Source organism: Zobellella sp. DQSA1 (assembly GCF_041950555.1).
GTDB lineage: Bacteria > Pseudomonadota > Gammaproteobacteria > Enterobacterales > Aeromonadaceae > Oceanimonas.
Genome location: NZ_CP169531.1, coordinates 539,140 through 555,000 on the forward strand (window position 1 = coordinate 539,140; position 15,861 = coordinate 555,000).

Here is a 15,861-nt window from a genome sequence, read left to right on the forward strand (position 1 = left end):
CGGTACCCGGTCCCGGTTCCCCAATCCCCGAGACAAAACAATGAGTAGTGAACTGATTTTCGGTATCCATGCGCTGGATGCCACCCTCGAATCCCATCCCGAAAATATATTGGAAGTCTGGCTGCTGAAAGGGCGGGAAGACGCCCGCTTGCAGGCCTTGCAGGCGCGGTTGCAGGCGGTGGGCGTCAAGGTGCAGTTTGCCAGCCGTCAAACCCTGGATAGCAAGGCGGATGGCAACCAGCACCAGGGGATCGTGGCCCGGATCAAAGGGCTCCCGACCCTGAACGAAGCGGATCTGGATGCCTTGCTCGACAGCCAGCCCAATCCCCTGCTACTGGTGCTGGACGGCGTCACCGACCCGCACAATCTGGGCGCCTGCCTGCGCACCGCCGATGCCGCCGGGGTGCATGGCGTCATAGTGCCGAAGGACAAATCCGTCGGGCTGACCCCGGTGGCGCGCAAGGTGGCCTGCGGTGCCGCCGAGGTGGTGCCGCTGTTTCAGGTGACCAATCTGTCCCGTACCCTGCGTCATCTTCAGGACAAGGGCATCTGGGTGGTCGGTACCGCCGGCGAGGCGGATCACAGCCTGTACCAGGCCAAGCTGGCCGGTGCCCTGGCCCTGGTGATGGGTGCCGAGGGCAAGGGTATGCGTCGCCTTACCCGCGAACATTGCGACGAACTGGTAAGCATCCCCATGGCGGGCTCGGTGTCCAGCCTGAACGTGTCGGTGGCCACCGGCGTCTGCCTGTTTGAAATGGTGCGCCAGCGTTCGCAATAAGGAAGGGGCCGACTGTTGGTTCCATTATCCAGCCGGGCCTCTGCCCGGCGGAACACCATTCTTGCCGGCAAGGTGGTATTCACTCCCACGCAGAGCGTGGGAGTCAGGACAGAACTCGGGAATATCTGATGCATTGGCAACTTGCTGCCTTTAAGGAACTGAGCACGACCCAGCTTTATCGGATGCTGGCGCTGCGCAGTGACATCTTCGTGGTGGAGCAGGACTGCGCCTACCAGGATCTGGACGGCCGGGATCTTGCCCCTGCTACTCTGCACCTGAATGCCTGGCAAGGCGAACGACTGCTGGCCACCGCCCGGTTGCTGGGCCCCGGGGTACAGACCCCGGAGCATGTCTGGATTGGCCGGGTGGCGGTAGCGGCATCGGCACGGGGGCAGGGACTGGCGCGCCAGTTGATGCAGCGTGCCATGGCGGCGGTGGCCGAGCGCTGGCCCGGCTACCCACTGCGGTTGGGTGCCCAGACCTATGTGCGGGATTTCTATGCCTCTTTGGGTTTTATCGCGCTCGGTGATGTCTACCTGGAAGACGGCATTCCCCATCAGCAGATGGAGTGGTCGTGCATCGCATAACAAGGCGGATGGCGGCCGATACCCAGTTGCTGGCGATATTGTTGCTGGTGCTCGGCAACCTGATGATTTCTTTCGGCGATGTGCTGGTCAAGTTGCTGGGGCAGACGGCGGTCAGTCCTTATCAGTATGTATTTTTGCGCTTCGTGATGACTTCCCTGCTGCTGCTGCCGTTCTGGTTGCGCCTGCCTCCGGAGCGGCGGGGGCTGGGGCAGTGGAAAATCCACCTGTTGCGCGGGCACCTGCTGCTGATGGGATCGGTCTGTGTCTTTGTCAGCCTGATGTTTCTCCCCTTGGCCACCGCTAACGCGGTGTTTTATGCGGCGCCGCTGATGACACTACCGCTGGCCGTCCTGTTGAGCAAGGAACAGGTCCGGTTGCCGGCCTATGGCATCAGCCTGCTTGGTTTCATGGGCATCCTGGTGGTACTCAACCCGGCCCAGTGGCACTGGGCCGGCTGGCTGGCGCTGCTCACCGCTTTCGCCATGGCGGCCAGCAATGTGTTGGTGCGCCGCTTGCCCAAGGGACGCTCGGTGCTGGCCACCCTGTTCCTGACCCAGGCGCTGGCCATCCCGGTGAGTTTTGCCCTGGCGTTGCCCGACTGGCAGCCGATAGCGCTGGAGGTATGGTGGCTGCTGGTGGGGGCCACCCTGATCGGCATCATCTACCAGGGGGTGTGCGTGCAGGCTTATGCCATGGCGGAGGCCAGCAAGATCGTCGCCAGCGAGTATTCGGGGTTGATTTTCGTTACCCTGATGGGCATGGCGCTGTTCGCCGAGTTTCCGGCATGGAACGTCTATCTGGGGGCCATTATCGTTGTTTTTGCCATCGCTCTGCAGCGGCGATTGCGCTGACCGAGAGCCGGAAGCCTGAAGCCGGAAAAACACACATCTCCTCGGAGCTGGGTTGTTTAACGCTACCGTGCAAATAGCCGGCTACAGGCGTTCGCAACAACCTTAAAGTCGCTCGGGCGGCTTCCAGCTTCGGGCTTACCGCTTCAAGCGTTGTTTATTCGCTTAAAGCTTTCTTTTCCTCTGGTTATCCCTTACACTACGCGGCCTTAAAATCAGTCATTACATCATACGTTCCTTGCCTCCGCTGGTGTGACTGAGCCCGCGCAGAGGCTATAACCCGTAAGGAGCAATCCATGCGTCATTACGAAATCGTATTTATGGTTCACCCTGACCAGAGTGAACAGGTTCCCGGCATGATCGAGCGCTACACTGGCGCCATCACTACTTCTGGTGGCCAGGTTCACCGCCTGGAAGACTGGGGCCGTCGCCAGCTGGCTTACCCGATCAACAAACTGCACAAGGCCCACTATGTTCTGATGAACGTAGAAGCCGACCAGGCTGTGATCGACGAGCTGGAAACCAATTTCCGCTATAACGATGCCGTGCTGCGCAACATGATCATGCGCACCAAGCAGGCGGTTACCGAGCCCTCCGAAATGGCCAAGGCCAAGGAAGAGCGTCAACCCCGTCGTGACGACGCTCGTGTAGAAGCCGCTGAATAATTCACGTTTTAGCTGAGGAAGAAAATCATGGCACGTTATTTCCGTCGTCGTAAGTTCTGCCGTTTCACCGCTGACGGTGTTACCGAGATCGATTACAAAGACATCGTAACCCTGAAAAACTACGTCACCGAGTCCGGTAAAATCGTACCGAGCCGCATCACCGGCACCCGCGCTAAATATCAGCGCCAGCTGGCCCGTGCGATCAAACGCGCTCGTTACCTGGCCCTGCTGCCTTACACCGATCTGCACAAGTAAGCAGCGGCCTAACTCGTTCACTTAAAGAGGAAAGGTAATGCAAGTTATTCTGCTTGATAAAATCGCCAAACTGGGTGGCCTGGGCGACCAGGTAACCGTTAAGTCCGGTTACGCTCGTAACTACCTGCTGCCCCAAGGCAAAGCCGTGCTGGCCACCAAGGACAACGTAGCGGCATTTGAAGCCCGCCGTGCCGACCTGGAAGCCAAGCTGACCGAGCAACTGGCCGCCGCTCAGGCGCGTGCCGACCAACTGTCCGGCCTGGAAAACGTGGTTATCGCGTCCAAGTCCGGTGACGAAGGCAAACTGTTCGGTTCCATCGGTGCCCGTGACGTGGCCGACGCCATCACCGCTGCCGGTGTGGCCGTGGCCAAGAGCGAAGTCCGCCTGTATGACGGCGTGCTGCGTAACGTCGGTGAGTACGAAGTGGGTGTGCAACTGCACGCCGATGTCAAAGCTACCGTCAAGCTCCAGGTGGTTGCCGCCTAAGTCAGGCTGCTGCTTGAAAAAACCCGCGCTGGTCGCGGGTTTTTTATTGCCTGCAATAAGGCTAAAGTGGAGGGATATTCCCGACGGAGGCAAGCCGATGGCAGAGTGGATCACGGGCAAGATCAAGGCCCGTAAACAATGGTCGGAGAATCTGTTTTCGCTGGTGGTGGAGGCCGCGGTCGCCTCGTTCAAGGCCGGCCAGTTCACCAAGCTGGCGTTGCATAGCGGGGATAAAAAAGTGGCCCGGGCCTATTCCTACGTCAATGCCCCGGGGCAAGACAGCGAGTTTTATCTGGTGACCATTCCCGAAGGCCAACTGACCCCGCAACTGGCTGAACTTGCCGTGGGCGACGAAGTACTGGTGCAACGCCAGGCCGCGGGTTTCCTGACTCTGGAGGAAGTGCCGCCGGGGCGCGATCTCTGGCTGATTGCCACCGGTACCGGGGTGGGGCCCTTTATTTCCATTCTGGCCGAAGGCCGTTGCTGGCGGCAGTTCGACCATATCGTGCTGGTGCACGGGGTTCGCTTTGCCGATGAATTGGGGTACCGCCGGCGGATTTCCGAACTGACCCAGGGACAGCGCCACTTTCACTATGTGCCCTTTGTTTCCCGGGAGCCAATGGCCGGAGCCGAGTCGGGGCGTATTCCCCAGGCCATCGCCGACGGCCGCCTGGAAGCCCGGGTGGGGCTGGAATTCAGTGCCGAACACAGCCGGGTGATGCTGTGTGGCAATCCGCAAATGGTGCGTGACACCATCCATGAGCTCAAGGCCAGGGGACTGGAGAAACACCTGCGGCGCAAGCCCGGCCAGATCCTGATGGAAAATTACTGGTGACGGCAGCTTCCAGCTTTCGGCTTTGTGTCAACGGGTCAGTACCATCATCAGGCTCAGGAAGGCGGCGAGTCCCCAGCCCAGGCCGATAATCCAGTAGAACACCCTGGCTCCCTGCTTGACGGGGATGCGGTTATACAGCAGGAACAAATACCAGAACAGGGCCGGGATCAAGGGTAGTAAGAACAATCGGGTCATAGCAAAGGCCTTTTGGTGAATCTCGTCTGATTTGGGGTGGCGTTAATCCAGCTGTGCACTGTATCAATAGAGCATAGTCGAGCCAATTATCATTCAGGGCCAGTTGAAGCCGTGCTATGTTGCAGGGTTACTCAAGCGGCCACTGATAATGCACAAGGAGTGAAACATGAAGCAATTGGTCATCCAGGCTTTTGGTGATGCGGATCAACTGAAGCTGGTCGAGGCCGCACGCCCGGCCCTGGCACCCGGCCAGATCCGGGTCAAGATGCACTATGCCGGGGTTAACCCCATCGATGCCAAGACCCGTGCCGGCCTGGGTTGGGGAGCGCAGGCGATCAAGGACAAACTGCCCTGGTCGCCCGGTTTTGAAGTGATGGGCTCGGTGCTGGAAACCGGGGCTGAGGTGAGCCGTTATCGACCCGGTGATCGCGTATTCGGTCTGGTGGCCGGCGGCGGCTATGGCGAAGAGCTGGTGGTGGAGGCCGACGAATTGCTGCCGGTGCCGGCCGGGGTGTCGGACGAGATGGCCGCCGGGCTGTCACTGGCCGGCGCCACCGCCTGGCAGGGGCTGACCGATCACGGTGCACTTAAGGCCGGTGAGCGGGTGCTGATATCCGCCGCTGCCGGCGGGGTGGGCCATCTGGCGGTGCAGCTGGCCAAGCACCTGGGGGCGACCGTGGTGGCTCTGGCGTCGCCCAGCAACCACGACTTCCTGCGCGGACTCGGTGCGGACGAGGTGATCGATTACCGCAATGAGACGCAACTGGCTGGCCTGGTGCCGGTGGATCTGTTCTTCGATCTGGTGGGCGGAACTTCCGGGGTCACACTTTTGTCTCATGTGAAACCTGGCGGCCGGGTGGTGACGGTGCCGACCATCACCGCCGAGCAGATTATTGCCGCCGCCGGGGCGCTCGGGCTACAGGCCACCGGTATGCTCCGGCGGATCGACAATACGCAACTGGAGCAGTTGATCCAGGCGGTGGCCGACGGCACCCTGCAGGTGGTGGTGACCCATTGCTATGCCCTGGCGGAGGGAGCTGCGGCGCATCGCCAGATTGAGAGTGGTCATACCCGCGGCAAATTGCTGCTGCGGGGCTGAGTGCCCCTGTTTGTTCACTGAAGGAAATAGCATGAAGTATTGGTCCCTGTTGTTGCTGTTGTGTCCCTTGCTGGCGCCCGCCGCCCCCGTGCTGGTGGCGGAAGCCGACAAGGGGCAGGATGAACTGGTCATCCCCTACCGAATGTACCGGTTGGATAATGGTCTGACCGTCATTCTTAACCCGGACCAGTCCGATCCCCTGGTGCATGTGGAAATGACCTACCATGTCGGGTCGGCCCGCGAAGAGGCGGATCAAACCGGCTTTGCCCACTTCTTTGAGCACATGATGTTCCAGGGCTCCAAGCATGTGGGGGATCAGGAGCACTTTCGCCTGATTAACGAGGCCGGTGGCTCCATGAATGGAACGACCAATCAGGACAGGACCAATTACTTCCAGACGGTGCCGGCCAATCATCTGGAAAAGGTGCTTTGGCTGGAAGCGGATCGCATGGGCTTCCTGCTGGAAGCGGTGAGCCAGCGCAAGTTCGAAATTCAGCGGGACACGGTCAAAAATGAGCGGGCTCAGCGCATCGACAACCAGCCCTATGGCCTGGTGGGCGAGCGCATGGGCGAACTGCTGTATCCACGCGAGCATCCCTACAGCTGGCAACCCATCGGCTATGTGGAAGATCTGGATCGGGTCGATGTGAACGACCTCAAGGCGTTTTTCCTGCGTTGGTATGGACCCAACAATGCCACCCTGGTGATTTCCGGTGATTTCGACCCCGAACAGACCCTGGGCTGGGTCGAGAAATATTTTGGCCCCATTCCCACCGGGCCTGCGGTTGAGCGGGATCTGCCCAGCCCGGCCCGGCTCGAACACAGCCGGCACCAGACCCTGGAAGATTCCCGTATTCGTCTGCCCATGCTCTACATGGCCTATCCCACCGTTTACCTGGGACATGAAGATGAAGCCGCACTGGATGTGCTGGCCAATGTGCTGGGAGGCGGAAAGAGCTCCTTGCTGTACCAGCAACTGGTGGAAACCGGCCGGGCAGTCAGCGCCGGTGCCAGCCACTACTGTGCCGAGCTGGCGTGTACCCTCAGCATCTGGGCCTACGGCAATCCTTCCCGCGACGGCTCCCTGGCCCCGCTCAAACGGGATATCGACGGTATCATCGCCGCCATTGCCGAACGCGGCATCAATGCCGATGATGTCAGCAAGGCGGTGACCCAACTGCGTTCTGAGCTGATCCTGGGGCTGGACAGTGCCGAGGGCAAGGCGCGCCAGCTGTCTCTGGGGCAGGTGCTGAAAGGCGATCCGCTCTATGTCATCAATGCCTGGCGGCAGTTGGCAGAGACCACACCGGCGGACGTGGCCGCCGTCTATGGCCAGTATCTGCAGTCCCGGCCCAGCGCCACCCTGAGCGTGGTGCCCAAGGGCAAAACCGAGTGGCAGGTCGCCGAGCCCGATTACCAGACTCCCGAACGGCAGCTTCCCGAACGGGCCCATATCGACGAACTGCCGCTGCGCGAGGTAGTGGATAACTTCGATCGCAGCCATATGCCGGAAGCGGGGGAGCCGGTGCAGGTGCAGGTGCCTCCGCTGTGGCGCCACACCCTGGGAGAAAACATCCGGCTGCTGGGCACGGTCAATGATGAAATCCCGGCGGTGTCGGTGATCCTGGCGCTGCCCGGCGGCCAACGCGCCGAAAGCGAGGGGGAACTGGGTCTGGCGTCGTTGACCGCCGCCATGATGAACCAGGGCACGGCGCGGCTCAATAACGGTGACTTCAGCGAGGCGCTGGAGCGTCTGGGAGCGAGCATCAAGGTGCGCAGCGGCTTTTATACCAGCCTGATAGAGGTAACCAGCCTGACCGAGAAGCTGCCTCAGACCCTGGCGTTGGTGGAAGAACTGCTGTTCAGCCCGGGTATGCGCGAGTTGGATTTTGAACAGGTCAAGGCGCGGATGCTGGAGTCCATGGCCCAGAGTCGACACCAGCCTTCTTGGTTGGCCCAGCACGGTTTTCGCAAGTTGATGTATGGTGAGACCCGAATGGGCTTTCCTGACGACGGCTTGCCGGAGTCGGTGGCCGCCCTGACCCTTGAGCAGGTACGGGATTACTACGAACGTTTCTACAATCCGGCCAATGGTCATGTCATCGTAGCGGGTGATCTTGAACCGGAGCAGGCGCGGGAAACTTTCGCCTTTCTGACCCGTTGGCAGGGCGCTATCCCCGATCTGCCGCAAGTCCAGACCGTACCCCAGCCGGCCGAGGCCGGGGTTTATGTGGTGGATGTGCCGGGCTCGGTGCAGTCGGCGTTGCGTATCGGCCGGCGGGCCTTGCCGCTGGATGCCTCCGGCCCCTTTTTCCACGCCAACCTGATGAACTTCAACCTGGGTGGCAATTTCAACAGCCGTATCAACCAGAACCTGCGGGAAGACAAGGGGTTTACCTATGGTGCCCACTCTTATTTTACCGGCAACCGGGATGCGGGCGTGTTTGTGGTGGCCACCGATGTCCGCGGTGATGTGACGGTGCCGGCCATCGAGAATATTTTGGCGGAATTCCGGCAGTTCAAGGCCGACGGCCCCAGTAGTGAAGAGCTGTCCTATCTGCGCAGCAGTTATTCCCAGCAGGATGCGCTGTCTTACGAAACCCTGGGGAAAAAAGCCGGCTTTCTGCTGCAACTGGCGATGATGGAGCTGTCGCCGGACTACCTGAGCGAGCAGCAGTCCATCGTCGCCGGCATCGATGCCGGGGAATTGACCAAGGTGGCCAGCCAGTGGTTGAGCCTCGAGGACATGGTGATTGTCGTGGTGGGTGACAAGGCAAAACTTGAAAAATCGCTGGCACAACTCAATCTTCCGGTGCACGATTTGACCATTGACTGATGAGGCCGGGTGCCTCCCGCGGAGTTACCGAGGGAACTCCGTGTTACAGAGTGACGAACAATGACGAAAATAATCCCTTCTCTGGCTGCTCGCGTCCGTGCTTTGCAGGCTTCCGAACGACTGCCCGCCATCAAGGGCATCCGCCGTGGTATCGAGCGTGAGTGCCTGCGTATTACGGCTGACGGTCACCTGGCCCAGTCGCCCCATCCGGCCAGCCTGGGGTCGGCCCTGACCCATGCCAACATCACCACCGACTTTTCCGAGTCGCTGATGGAGTTCATCACCCCAGTCTCGGACTCGGTGGACATTCTGCTGGCACAGTTGACCGATATCCACCGTTACACGGTACGTCATCTGGACAACGAGCAACTGTGGCCGCTCAGCATGCCCTGCCTGCTGAAGGGGGACGAGCACATTCCTCTGGCCCAGTATGGCAGCTCCAACATCGGCCGGATGAAGACGCTGTACCGCCAGGGGTTGCACCACCGCTACGGCAGCCGGATGCAGGTGATCGCCGGGGTGCACTTCAATTTCTCCATGCCCGACAGTTTCTGGAGCGAATGGCATCAACTGGAAGGCGACGGCGGCTGCCTGCAGGACTTCGTGTCCGAGGCCTATCTGGGACTTATCCGTAACGTCTATCGCTTCGGCTGGCTGATCCCCTATTTGTTCGGGGCCTCGCCGGCCTTGTGCGGCTCCTTCCTCAAGGGCAAGGAGCACCACCTGCCGTTCGAGCGTCTCGGCAAGGGTACCCTCTACCTGCCTTACGCCACTTCGCTGCGGTTGTCGGACCTGGGCTATACCAACAGCGCCCAGGCCGGGCTCAATATTTCCCTCAACAGCCTGGATCAATATGTGGCGTCCCTGCGCCGGGCCATCGGCACCCATGCGGCGGAGTTCGCCAGGATTGGGGTGAAGGTGGAGGGTGACTACCGCCAGCTCAACGACAATGTGCTGCAGATTGAAAACGAGCTGTATGCGCCCATCCGTCCCAAGCGCACCACCGAGAGCGGCGAAAAACCGTCCCAGGCGCTGGACTCACGTGGTGTCGAGTATATCGAAGTCCGCTCCATCGACGTCAATCCGTTCTCGCCGGTGGGTATCGACCAGTCCCAGATCCGTTTCCTGGATACCTTCCTGCTATGGTGCCTGCTGACACCCTCCGCTCCCCTGGAGGAGGAAGAGATCGCCCTCAACCGGCGCAATTTCACCCGCGTGGTGCTGGAAGGACGAAAGCCCGGCCTGGAACTGGAAGTGTTCGGCGGCGAAAGCGCCACATTGGCGGCCTTGGGCGAGCGCTATTTCGGCGAGCTGGCCGACGTTGCCCAACTGCTGGATTCCTGTTGCGGTCGGGGCTGCTACCGGGAATCGCACCGTCAGCAACTGGCGGCGATTCGCGATCCTTCCCTGACCCTGTCGGCCAGGGTGCTGGACGAGCTGCAACAGAGCGGTCAGGACATACTGCCTTTCGGGCTGACCCTGTCCGGTCGCTACCATGATCAACTGATCAACAGCCGCCCCCGATTCTGGGATGATACCTATTTCGATGAAGAGGGCGTTCGTTCCCTGGCCCGCCAGCGCAAGATAGAGCGATCCGATACCCTGAGCTTCGACGATTTCCTGAGCGCCTATTTCAGCAATCAGCAGTTGTGAGTTTTTCGAGCCCCTGAAAGCAACAGGCCCCGCATATGCGGGGCCTGTTGCATTGGGAATAGCGGGTAAGGCTCAGCTGTTGGGGAAGTTGGCCCTGAGTACCGCCTTGGCGTTGTTGGCCATTTCGGTCAGGCCCAGGGTGTCATAGGACTCAGCCATGATTTCCAGCGCCGGCTTCATGGTGTCGGTGTCCGGGTAGGACTGCACCACGAACTTGGCCCTGTTGGCGGCGGCCAGCCAGGCTCCGCGCTTCATATAGAACTGGGCCACGGCCAGGTCGTACCTGGCCAGGCGGTTTTTCAGGCTGATCATCCTTGCCCGGGCATCGGCGGCATAGGCGCTGTCCGGATGCTGACGCAGCAGTTGGCGGAAGTCGGCGAAAGCCTGACGGGCATAGGCCGGATCCCGGTCGGCCCGGTCGATATTGAGCAGCTCCTGGAAAAAGTTGTAGTCGGTGGCCATATTGGTCAGGCCGCGCATGTACTGGGCGTAGTCCACGCTGGGGTGATTGGGGTTGAGGCGGATAAAGCGATCGATATTGGCCAGCGCCCGGGCGGTATCGTCCTGTTTGTAGTAGGCGTAGATGAGATCGAGCTGAACCTGGTTGGAATAGGCACCAAACGGATAACGGGAATCCATGGCTTCCAGCAGTTCGGCGGCACGGATGAAGTTGCCCGCCTGCAAGCGTTCCTGGGCTTCCTGATAGAGCACCTCGGGCGGCTCGTCCGGCACCGCATCTTTCTTGGTGCTGGAGCAGCCGGCGGTGGCCAGCGCCAGGGTCAGAGTCAGGGTGAGCCATACGCTTCGTTGTTTAGCCATTGAATGAGTCCATTTTTGCAAGTCGGAAACTAAGTAAGCGGAAACTGATTAAGCTCAGCGTCAAGAACCGCTAGAATACCCAATTAAACATCTTTTGGTAACCAGTGGTCTCTATGAGCCAGCAAATCGAACTGAACGGCGTGGTCGCCGCTCATCAATACGGTCAACGATTGGATCAGACGTTGGCGGAAATGTTCCCCGATTATTCCCGTTCACGCATAAAAACCTGGATCCAGCAGGAACAGGTACGGCTGGATGGTGAAGTTGTGAGCAAACCGCGGGAAAAGGTGCTGCCGGGCCAGCAGGTGGTGGTCAACGCCGAGCTGGAAGACGAAGTGCGGTTCGAGCCAGAGGCCATGGAATTGAACATCGTCTACGAAGACGATGACATCATGGTCATCAACAAACCGGCCGGCCTGGTGGTGCATCCCGGCGCCGGTACGCCCGACGGTACCTTGCTCAACGCGTTGCTGTATCACTGTCCGAGCATTGTCGAAGTACCCCGTGCCGGCATAGTGCATCGGCTCGACAAGGACACGACCGGGCTGATGGTGGTAGCCAAGACGGTACCGGCACAGACTCATCTGGTGGCTGCATTGCAGGCGCGGGAAATTACCCGGGAATACGAAGCGGTGGCTATCGGCCATATGACCGCCGGCGGCACCGTCGATGCCAATATCGGTCGTCACCCGACCCAGCGTATCCAGATGGCGGTCACTCCCGGTGGCAAACCGGCGGTGACCCACTACCGGGTGATGGAAAAATTCCGGGCCCACACCCGGCTGCGGTTGCGGCTCGAAACCGGTCGTACCCATCAGATCCGGGTTCACATGGCCTACCTTAAGCATCCGCTGGTGGGGGATCCCGTTTATGGAGGCCGGCTCAAGCCGCCACGCAGTGCCAGCCCCGAGTTGTTGGCGTTTTTACGGGGGTTCAAGCGCCAGGCGTTGCATGCGGTGATGCTGCGCCTGGAGCATCCCATCACCGGCGAAGTGATGGAATGGCATGCCCCCGTACCCGATGACATGATAGCGCTGGTGGAGGTGCTGCGGGCCGATACCAAGGCTAATCCGGATGATCTGGTATGGATATGATCCTGCCCGACTGGCCGGCGCCGGCCAGAGTTTGTGCGGTGCAAAGCTGCCGTACCGGCGGGGTGAGCCATTCACCTTTTAATAGCCTGAACCTGGGTGCTCATGTCGGTGACGGTGAGCACTATGTGCGGATCAACCGGGAGCGGCTGGGGGCTTATCTGAACCTGCCAACCGATCCGGTATGGTTGGAACAGGTGCATGGTACCCGGGTGCTGACCCTGCCGGCGGAAAACGATAGCCTCACCGCCGATGCGGTGGTGACCCGCACCCCGGGGCAGGTATGTGCGGTGATGACCGCCGATTGCCTGCCGGTGCTGTTCTGCGATGAAACCGGCACAGTAGTGGGGGCAGCCCATGCCGGTTGGCGCGGGCTGGCCGCCGGCGTGCTGGAGGCGACGCTGGATGAGATGCGGGTAGACCCGGAGTCTGTGCTGGCCTGGATGGGCCCGGCCATCGGCCCGAGGGCCTTCGAGGTGGGCGGCGAGGTGCGGGAAGCCTTTATGCGGCATTCCCCGCTGGCCGAGGATGCCTTCGTGCCTCACGGCGAACAATGGCTGGCGGATATCTATCACCTGGCCCGGTTGCGGCTGGCGGCGGCCGGAGTGCATCATATCTACGGCGGTGAGCACTGCACCTACTCCGAGCCGGAGCGGTTTTTCTCCTATCGGCGTGACAGGGAAACCGGGCGTATGGCCACCCTGATCTGGTTGGATTAGGAAAAACTTATACTCAGGCCGGTTGAAATTCGGCCATAAAACCCCATCTTTAGTATCAGTAATTGATCTTGTGTTCCTGCCATCCGGCGGGTGTTTCGAGGAGAGCACTGATGCGTCTTGATCGTCTTACCAGTAAATTCCAACTCGCCCTGCAAGACGCCCAGTCGATGGCGCTGGGGCGGGATCACGCCTACATAGAGCCGGCTCATCTGTTGGTGGCCATGCTCAATCAGGAAGGGGGCACCCTGCGTCCGCTGCTGACCACCGCCGGGGTGGACAGCAATACCTTGCGGGTAGAGCTGGACAAGTCTCTGGATCGGTTGCCCAGGGTGAGCGGCGGCGACATGGATGTGCAGGTGTCGCCGGTACTCGGCCGTCTGCTCAACCAGTGCGACAAGCTGGCCCAGCAGCGCAAGGACACCTATATCTCCTCGGAACTGTTTTTGCTGGCGGCGCTGGACGACAAGGGTGAACTCGGCGAGCTGCTCAAGCGAGTGGGGTTGACCAAGGACAGGCTGACCAAGGGCATAGATCAGGTCCGTGGCGGCCAGAAAGTGGACGACCCCAACGCCGAGGAAAACCGCCAGGCGCTGGAAAAATACACCATCGATCTCACCGAACGGGCCGAACAGGGCAAGCTGGATCCGGTGATCGGCCGGGATGACGAAATCCGCCGCACCATCCAGGTGCTGCAACGGCGTACCAAGAACAACCCGGTACTGATCGGCGAACCGGGGGTGGGCAAGACCGCCATCGCCGAAGGGCTGGCCCAGCGCATCATCAACGGCGAGGTGCCGGAAGGGCTGAAGAACAAGCGGGTATTGTCGCTCGACATGGGGGCACTGGTGGCCGGTGCCAAGTATCGCGGTGAGTTTGAAGAGCGGCTCAAGGCGTTGCTCAACGAACTGGCCAAGGAAGAAGGGCGGGTCATCCTCTTTATCGACGAACTGCACACCATGGTCGGCGCCGGCAAGAGCGAGGGAGCCATGGATGCGGGCAATATGCTCAAGCCCGCGCTGGCGCGGGGGGAACTGCACTGCGTGGGGGCCACCACCCTGGACGAATACCGCCAGTATGTGGAAAAGGACGCGGCGCTCGAGCGCAGGTTCCAGAAGGTGCTGGTCAACCAGCCGACGGTGGAGGACACCATCGCCATTCTGCGCGGGCTAAAAGAGCGCTATGAACTGCACCACCATGTACAGATCACCGATCCGGCCATCGTCGCGGCGGCGACCCTGTCCCATCGTTATATTGCCGACCGCCAGTTGCCAGACAAGGCCATCGACTTGATCGACGAGGCGGCTTCCAGTATCCGGCTGCAGATCGACTCCAAGCCCGAGCCGCTGGACAAGCTCGACCGGCGCATCATCCAACTCAAGCTGGAGGAGCAGGCGCTGTTGAAGGAAGACGACGAAGGCAGCCGTAAGCGGCTGCAGTTGATCCGGGACGAACTGGCGGAAAAAGAGCGGGAATACGCCGACCTGGAGGAAATCTGGAAATCGGAAAAGGCCGCGCTGGCCGGTACTCAGCATATCAAGGCCGAACTGGAACAGGTGCGTCAGGAACTGGACGTGGCCCGGCGGGCAGGGGATCTGACACGGATGTCCGAGTTGCAGTACGGTCGCATTCCCGAATTGGAAAAACAGCTGGACCTGGCGGCCCAGGCCGAGATGCAGGAGCAGCATCTGCTGAAAAACCGGGTCACCGATGAAGAGATTGCCGACGTACTGTCACGCTGGACCGGTATTCCGGTGGCCAAGATGCTGGAAGGAGAAAAGGAAAAACTGCTGCGGATGGAAGAGGCCCTGCATGACCAGGTGATCGGCCAGAACGAGGCGGTGGATGCGGTGGCTAATGCCATTCGCCGCAGCCGCGCCGGTTTGTCCGATCCCAACCGGCCGGTGGGCTCCTTCCTGTTTATGGGCCCGACCGGGGTGGGCAAGACCGAACTGTGCAAGGCACTGGCCGATTTCCTGTTCGACAGCCGCGATGCCATGGTGCGTATCGACATGTCGGAATTCATGGAAAAACACTCGGTTTCTCGCTTGGTCGGTGCGCCTCCCGGCTATGTGGGCTACGAAGAGGGCGGATACCTGACCGAGGCGGTACGGCGCAAACCTTACTCGGTGATCCTGCTGGACGAAGTGGAAAAAGCGCATCCGGATGTGTTCAACATTCTGCTGCAGGTGCTGGATGATGGCCGCCTCACCGATGGCCAGGGCCGCACCGTGGACTTCCGCAATACGGTGGTGATCATGACCTCCAACATCGGCTCGGATCTGATTCAGGAACACAGTACCAGCAAGGATTACGACCAGATGAAGGCCATGCTGCTGGAGGTGCTGGGGCACCAGTTCCGCCCGGAGTTTATCAACAGGATCGACGAAATAGTGGTATTCCACCCGCTGGCGGAAGATCACATCAGGTCCATCGCCCGTATCCAGATGCAGGGGCTGGTGGATCGGCTAGAAGCCATGGGCTTTGATGTGACCATCACCGAACGGCTGCTGGAAAAACTGGCCCATGCCGGTTTCGATCCCTTGTTCGGGGCCCGGCCGCTCAAGCGGGCGATACAGCACAAGGTGGAAGACCCGCTGGCCCAGGCCATCTTGTCGGGGCGGGTGGTGCCCGGCAAGCCGCTGGAGCTGGATGCCAACGGTGATGGTCTGGTGTTCAACCAGTAACCGGACTCACTAGAGGGGGAGGCTATGCCTCCCCCTCTTTCCTTACCCTTTACGCCTCACCGCCTCATTCTTCATTATCCACCGGTTCAGCCGGGCCGGCCATCGACCCTCGGCTGGGTCAGCACCGGCCAGTACAGCCAACTAAAGACGCCGAAAGCCAGGGTCCAGGCCAGGGCACTGCCGTGATAGGCGATCATGGTCAAGCCCGGGAGCAACATCGGAAGCAGGCTGCGCAACAGGGCAGAAAGAATAATCAAGGCAAAGGCCACCACCATGGGCTTGCCTATCTCCAGCGCCCGGCCGGAATGGC

Annotated in this window: 16 protein-coding genes (1 of these 16 only partly in view); 13 read left to right on the forward strand and 3 right to left on the reverse strand. The window is 60.5% G+C overall.

Annotation, left to right across the window (positions count from 1 at the left end):
• Positions 1-40: 40 nt before the first annotated feature.
• From rlmB to ACEVBK_RS02660, 7 genes are all read left to right on the forward strand, one after another.
• Complete coding sequence (rlmB, locus tag ACEVBK_RS02630) at positions 41-778, forward strand: 23S rRNA (guanosine(2251)-2'-O)-methyltransferase RlmB (protein ID WP_375057064.1); 738 nt, start codon at positions 41-43, stop codon at positions 776-778.
• Between the two features lie 128 nt (positions 779-906).
• Positions 907-1,365, forward strand: coding sequence for a GNAT family N-acetyltransferase (locus tag ACEVBK_RS02635; RefSeq protein ID WP_375057065.1), 459 nt, complete (start codon positions 907-909; stop codon positions 1,363-1,365).
• Positions 1,353-2,216, forward strand: coding sequence for a DMT family transporter (locus ACEVBK_RS02640; RefSeq protein WP_375057066.1), 864 nt, complete (start codon positions 1,353-1,355; stop codon positions 2,214-2,216). The genes ACEVBK_RS02635 and ACEVBK_RS02640 overlap by 13 nt, the downstream gene beginning before the upstream one ends.
• 293 nt (positions 2,217-2,509) lie before the next feature.
• Positions 2,510-2,878, forward strand: coding sequence for a 30S ribosomal protein S6 (gene rpsF, locus ACEVBK_RS02645; RefSeq protein ID WP_094040829.1), 369 nt, complete (start codon positions 2,510-2,512; stop codon positions 2,876-2,878).
• A gap of 27 nt (positions 2,879-2,905) precedes the next feature.
• Positions 2,906-3,133 carry a 30S ribosomal protein S18 gene (rpsR, locus tag ACEVBK_RS02650; protein WP_202083107.1) on the forward strand — a complete coding sequence of 76 codons (228 nt, stop codon included), beginning with the start codon at positions 2,906-2,908 and terminating at the stop codon, positions 3,131-3,133.
• Positions 3,134-3,170: 37 nt separating this feature from the next.
• Entirely contained in the window at positions 3,171-3,620 is a 450-nt protein-coding gene (gene rplI / locus ACEVBK_RS02655) for a 50S ribosomal protein L9 (RefSeq protein ID WP_375057067.1), read from the forward strand.
• 97 nt (positions 3,621-3,717) lie between these two features.
• Positions 3,718-4,455 (forward strand): ferredoxin--NADP reductase, encoded by a 738-nt coding sequence (locus ACEVBK_RS02660; protein WP_375057068.1) that lies wholly within the window; start codon positions 3,718-3,720, stop codon positions 4,453-4,455.
• Between the two features lie 27 nt (positions 4,456-4,482).
• On the opposite strand, the gene ACEVBK_RS02665 is transcribed toward ACEVBK_RS02660, so the two are convergent.
• Complete coding sequence (locus ACEVBK_RS02665) at positions 4,483-4,650, reverse strand: hypothetical protein (RefSeq protein WP_375057069.1); 168 nt, start codon at positions 4,648-4,650, stop codon at positions 4,483-4,485.
• 166 nt (positions 4,651-4,816) lie between these two features.
• Between ACEVBK_RS02665 and ACEVBK_RS02670 the strand changes: the two genes are divergently transcribed.
• The 3 genes from ACEVBK_RS02670 to gshA are packed head-to-tail and all read left to right on the forward strand — an operon-like array spanning position 4,817 to position 10,238.
• The gene (locus ACEVBK_RS02670; protein ID WP_375057070.1) at positions 4,817-5,749 is read left to right on the forward strand and encodes an NADP-dependent oxidoreductase; all 933 of its coding nucleotides are present in this window, start codon (positions 4,817-4,819) and stop codon (positions 5,747-5,749) included.
• A gap of 31 nt (positions 5,750-5,780) precedes the next feature.
• Positions 5,781-8,585, forward strand: coding sequence for a M16 family metallopeptidase (locus tag ACEVBK_RS02675; protein ID WP_375057071.1), 2,805 nt, complete (start codon positions 5,781-5,783; stop codon positions 8,583-8,585).
• A gap of 60 nt (positions 8,586-8,645) precedes the next feature.
• Positions 8,646-10,238 (forward strand): glutamate--cysteine ligase, encoded by a 1,593-nt coding sequence (gene gshA, locus ACEVBK_RS02680; protein ID WP_375057072.1) that lies wholly within the window; start codon positions 8,646-8,648, stop codon positions 10,236-10,238.
• A gap of 72 nt (positions 10,239-10,310) precedes the next feature.
• Here gshA and ACEVBK_RS02685 read toward each other — a convergent pair whose 3' ends face one another.
• Entirely contained in the window at positions 10,311-11,057 is a 747-nt protein-coding gene (locus ACEVBK_RS02685; RefSeq protein WP_375057073.1) for an outer membrane protein assembly factor BamD, read from the reverse strand.
• Between the two features lie 113 nt (positions 11,058-11,170).
• Between ACEVBK_RS02685 and rluD the strand changes: the two genes are divergently transcribed.
• From rluD to clpB, 3 genes are all read left to right on the forward strand, one after another.
• Positions 11,171-12,151 (forward strand): 23S rRNA pseudouridine(1911/1915/1917) synthase RluD, encoded by a 981-nt coding sequence (rluD, locus tag ACEVBK_RS02690; RefSeq protein WP_375057074.1) that lies wholly within the window; start codon positions 11,171-11,173, stop codon positions 12,149-12,151.
• Positions 12,142-12,867 carry a purine nucleoside phosphorylase YfiH gene (yfiH, locus tag ACEVBK_RS02695; protein ID WP_375057075.1) on the forward strand — a complete coding sequence of 242 codons (726 nt, stop codon included), beginning with the start codon at positions 12,142-12,144 and terminating at the stop codon, positions 12,865-12,867. Before rluD ends, yfiH begins: the two co-directional genes overlap by 10 nt.
• Before the next feature lie 110 nt (positions 12,868-12,977).
• Complete coding sequence (gene clpB / locus ACEVBK_RS02700) at positions 12,978-15,551, forward strand: ATP-dependent chaperone ClpB (RefSeq protein WP_375057076.1); 2,574 nt, start codon at positions 12,978-12,980, stop codon at positions 15,549-15,551.
• A gap of 86 nt (positions 15,552-15,637) precedes the next feature.
• On the opposite strand, the gene ACEVBK_RS02705 is transcribed toward clpB, so the two are convergent.
• A protein-coding gene (locus tag ACEVBK_RS02705; protein WP_375057077.1) for an NnrS family protein crosses the window boundary here: on the reverse strand, positions 15,638-15,861 show its final stretch. The gene runs 976 nt beyond the window's last position; only the last 224 of its 1,200 coding nucleotides appear in the window; its start codon lies beyond the right edge, outside the window; the stop codon is at positions 15,638-15,640.

Bases quoted from the DNA above. Each gene is read 5' to 3' on its own strand.
- rlmB (WP_375057064.1), top strand. From the start codon at position 41: ATGAGTAGTGAACTGATTTTCGGTATCCATGCGCTGGATGCCACCCTC.
- ACEVBK_RS02635 (WP_375057065.1), top strand. From the start codon at position 907: ATGCATTGGCAACTTGCTGCCTTTAAGGAACTGAGCACGACCCAGCTT.
- rpsF (WP_094040829.1), top strand. From the start codon at position 2,510: ATGCGTCATTACGAAATCGTATTTATGGTTCACCCTGACCAGAGTGAA.
- rpsR (WP_202083107.1), top strand. From the start codon at position 2,906: ATGGCACGTTATTTCCGTCGTCGTAAGTTCTGCCGTTTCACCGCTGAC.
- rplI (WP_375057067.1), top strand. From the start codon at position 3,171: ATGCAAGTTATTCTGCTTGATAAAATCGCCAAACTGGGTGGCCTGGGC.
- ACEVBK_RS02660 (WP_375057068.1), top strand. From the start codon at position 3,718: ATGGCAGAGTGGATCACGGGCAAGATCAAGGCCCGTAAACAATGGTCG.
- ACEVBK_RS02665 (WP_375057069.1), bottom strand. From the start codon at position 4,650: ATGACCCGATTGTTCTTACTACCCTTGATCCCGGCCCTGTTCTGGTAT.
- ACEVBK_RS02670 (WP_375057070.1), top strand. From the start codon at position 4,817: ATGAAGCAATTGGTCATCCAGGCTTTTGGTGATGCGGATCAACTGAAG.
- ACEVBK_RS02675 (WP_375057071.1), top strand. From the start codon at position 5,781: ATGAAGTATTGGTCCCTGTTGTTGCTGTTGTGTCCCTTGCTGGCGCCC.
- gshA (WP_375057072.1), top strand. From the start codon at position 8,646: ATGACGAAAATAATCCCTTCTCTGGCTGCTCGCGTCCGTGCTTTGCAG.
- ACEVBK_RS02685 (WP_375057073.1), bottom strand. From the start codon at position 11,057: ATGGCTAAACAACGAAGCGTATGGCTCACCCTGACTCTGACCCTGGCG.
- rluD (WP_375057074.1), top strand. From the start codon at position 11,171: ATGAGCCAGCAAATCGAACTGAACGGCGTGGTCGCCGCTCATCAATAC.
- yfiH (WP_375057075.1), top strand. From the start codon at position 12,142: ATGGATATGATCCTGCCCGACTGGCCGGCGCCGGCCAGAGTTTGTGCG.
- clpB (WP_375057076.1), top strand. From the start codon at position 12,978: ATGCGTCTTGATCGTCTTACCAGTAAATTCCAACTCGCCCTGCAAGAC.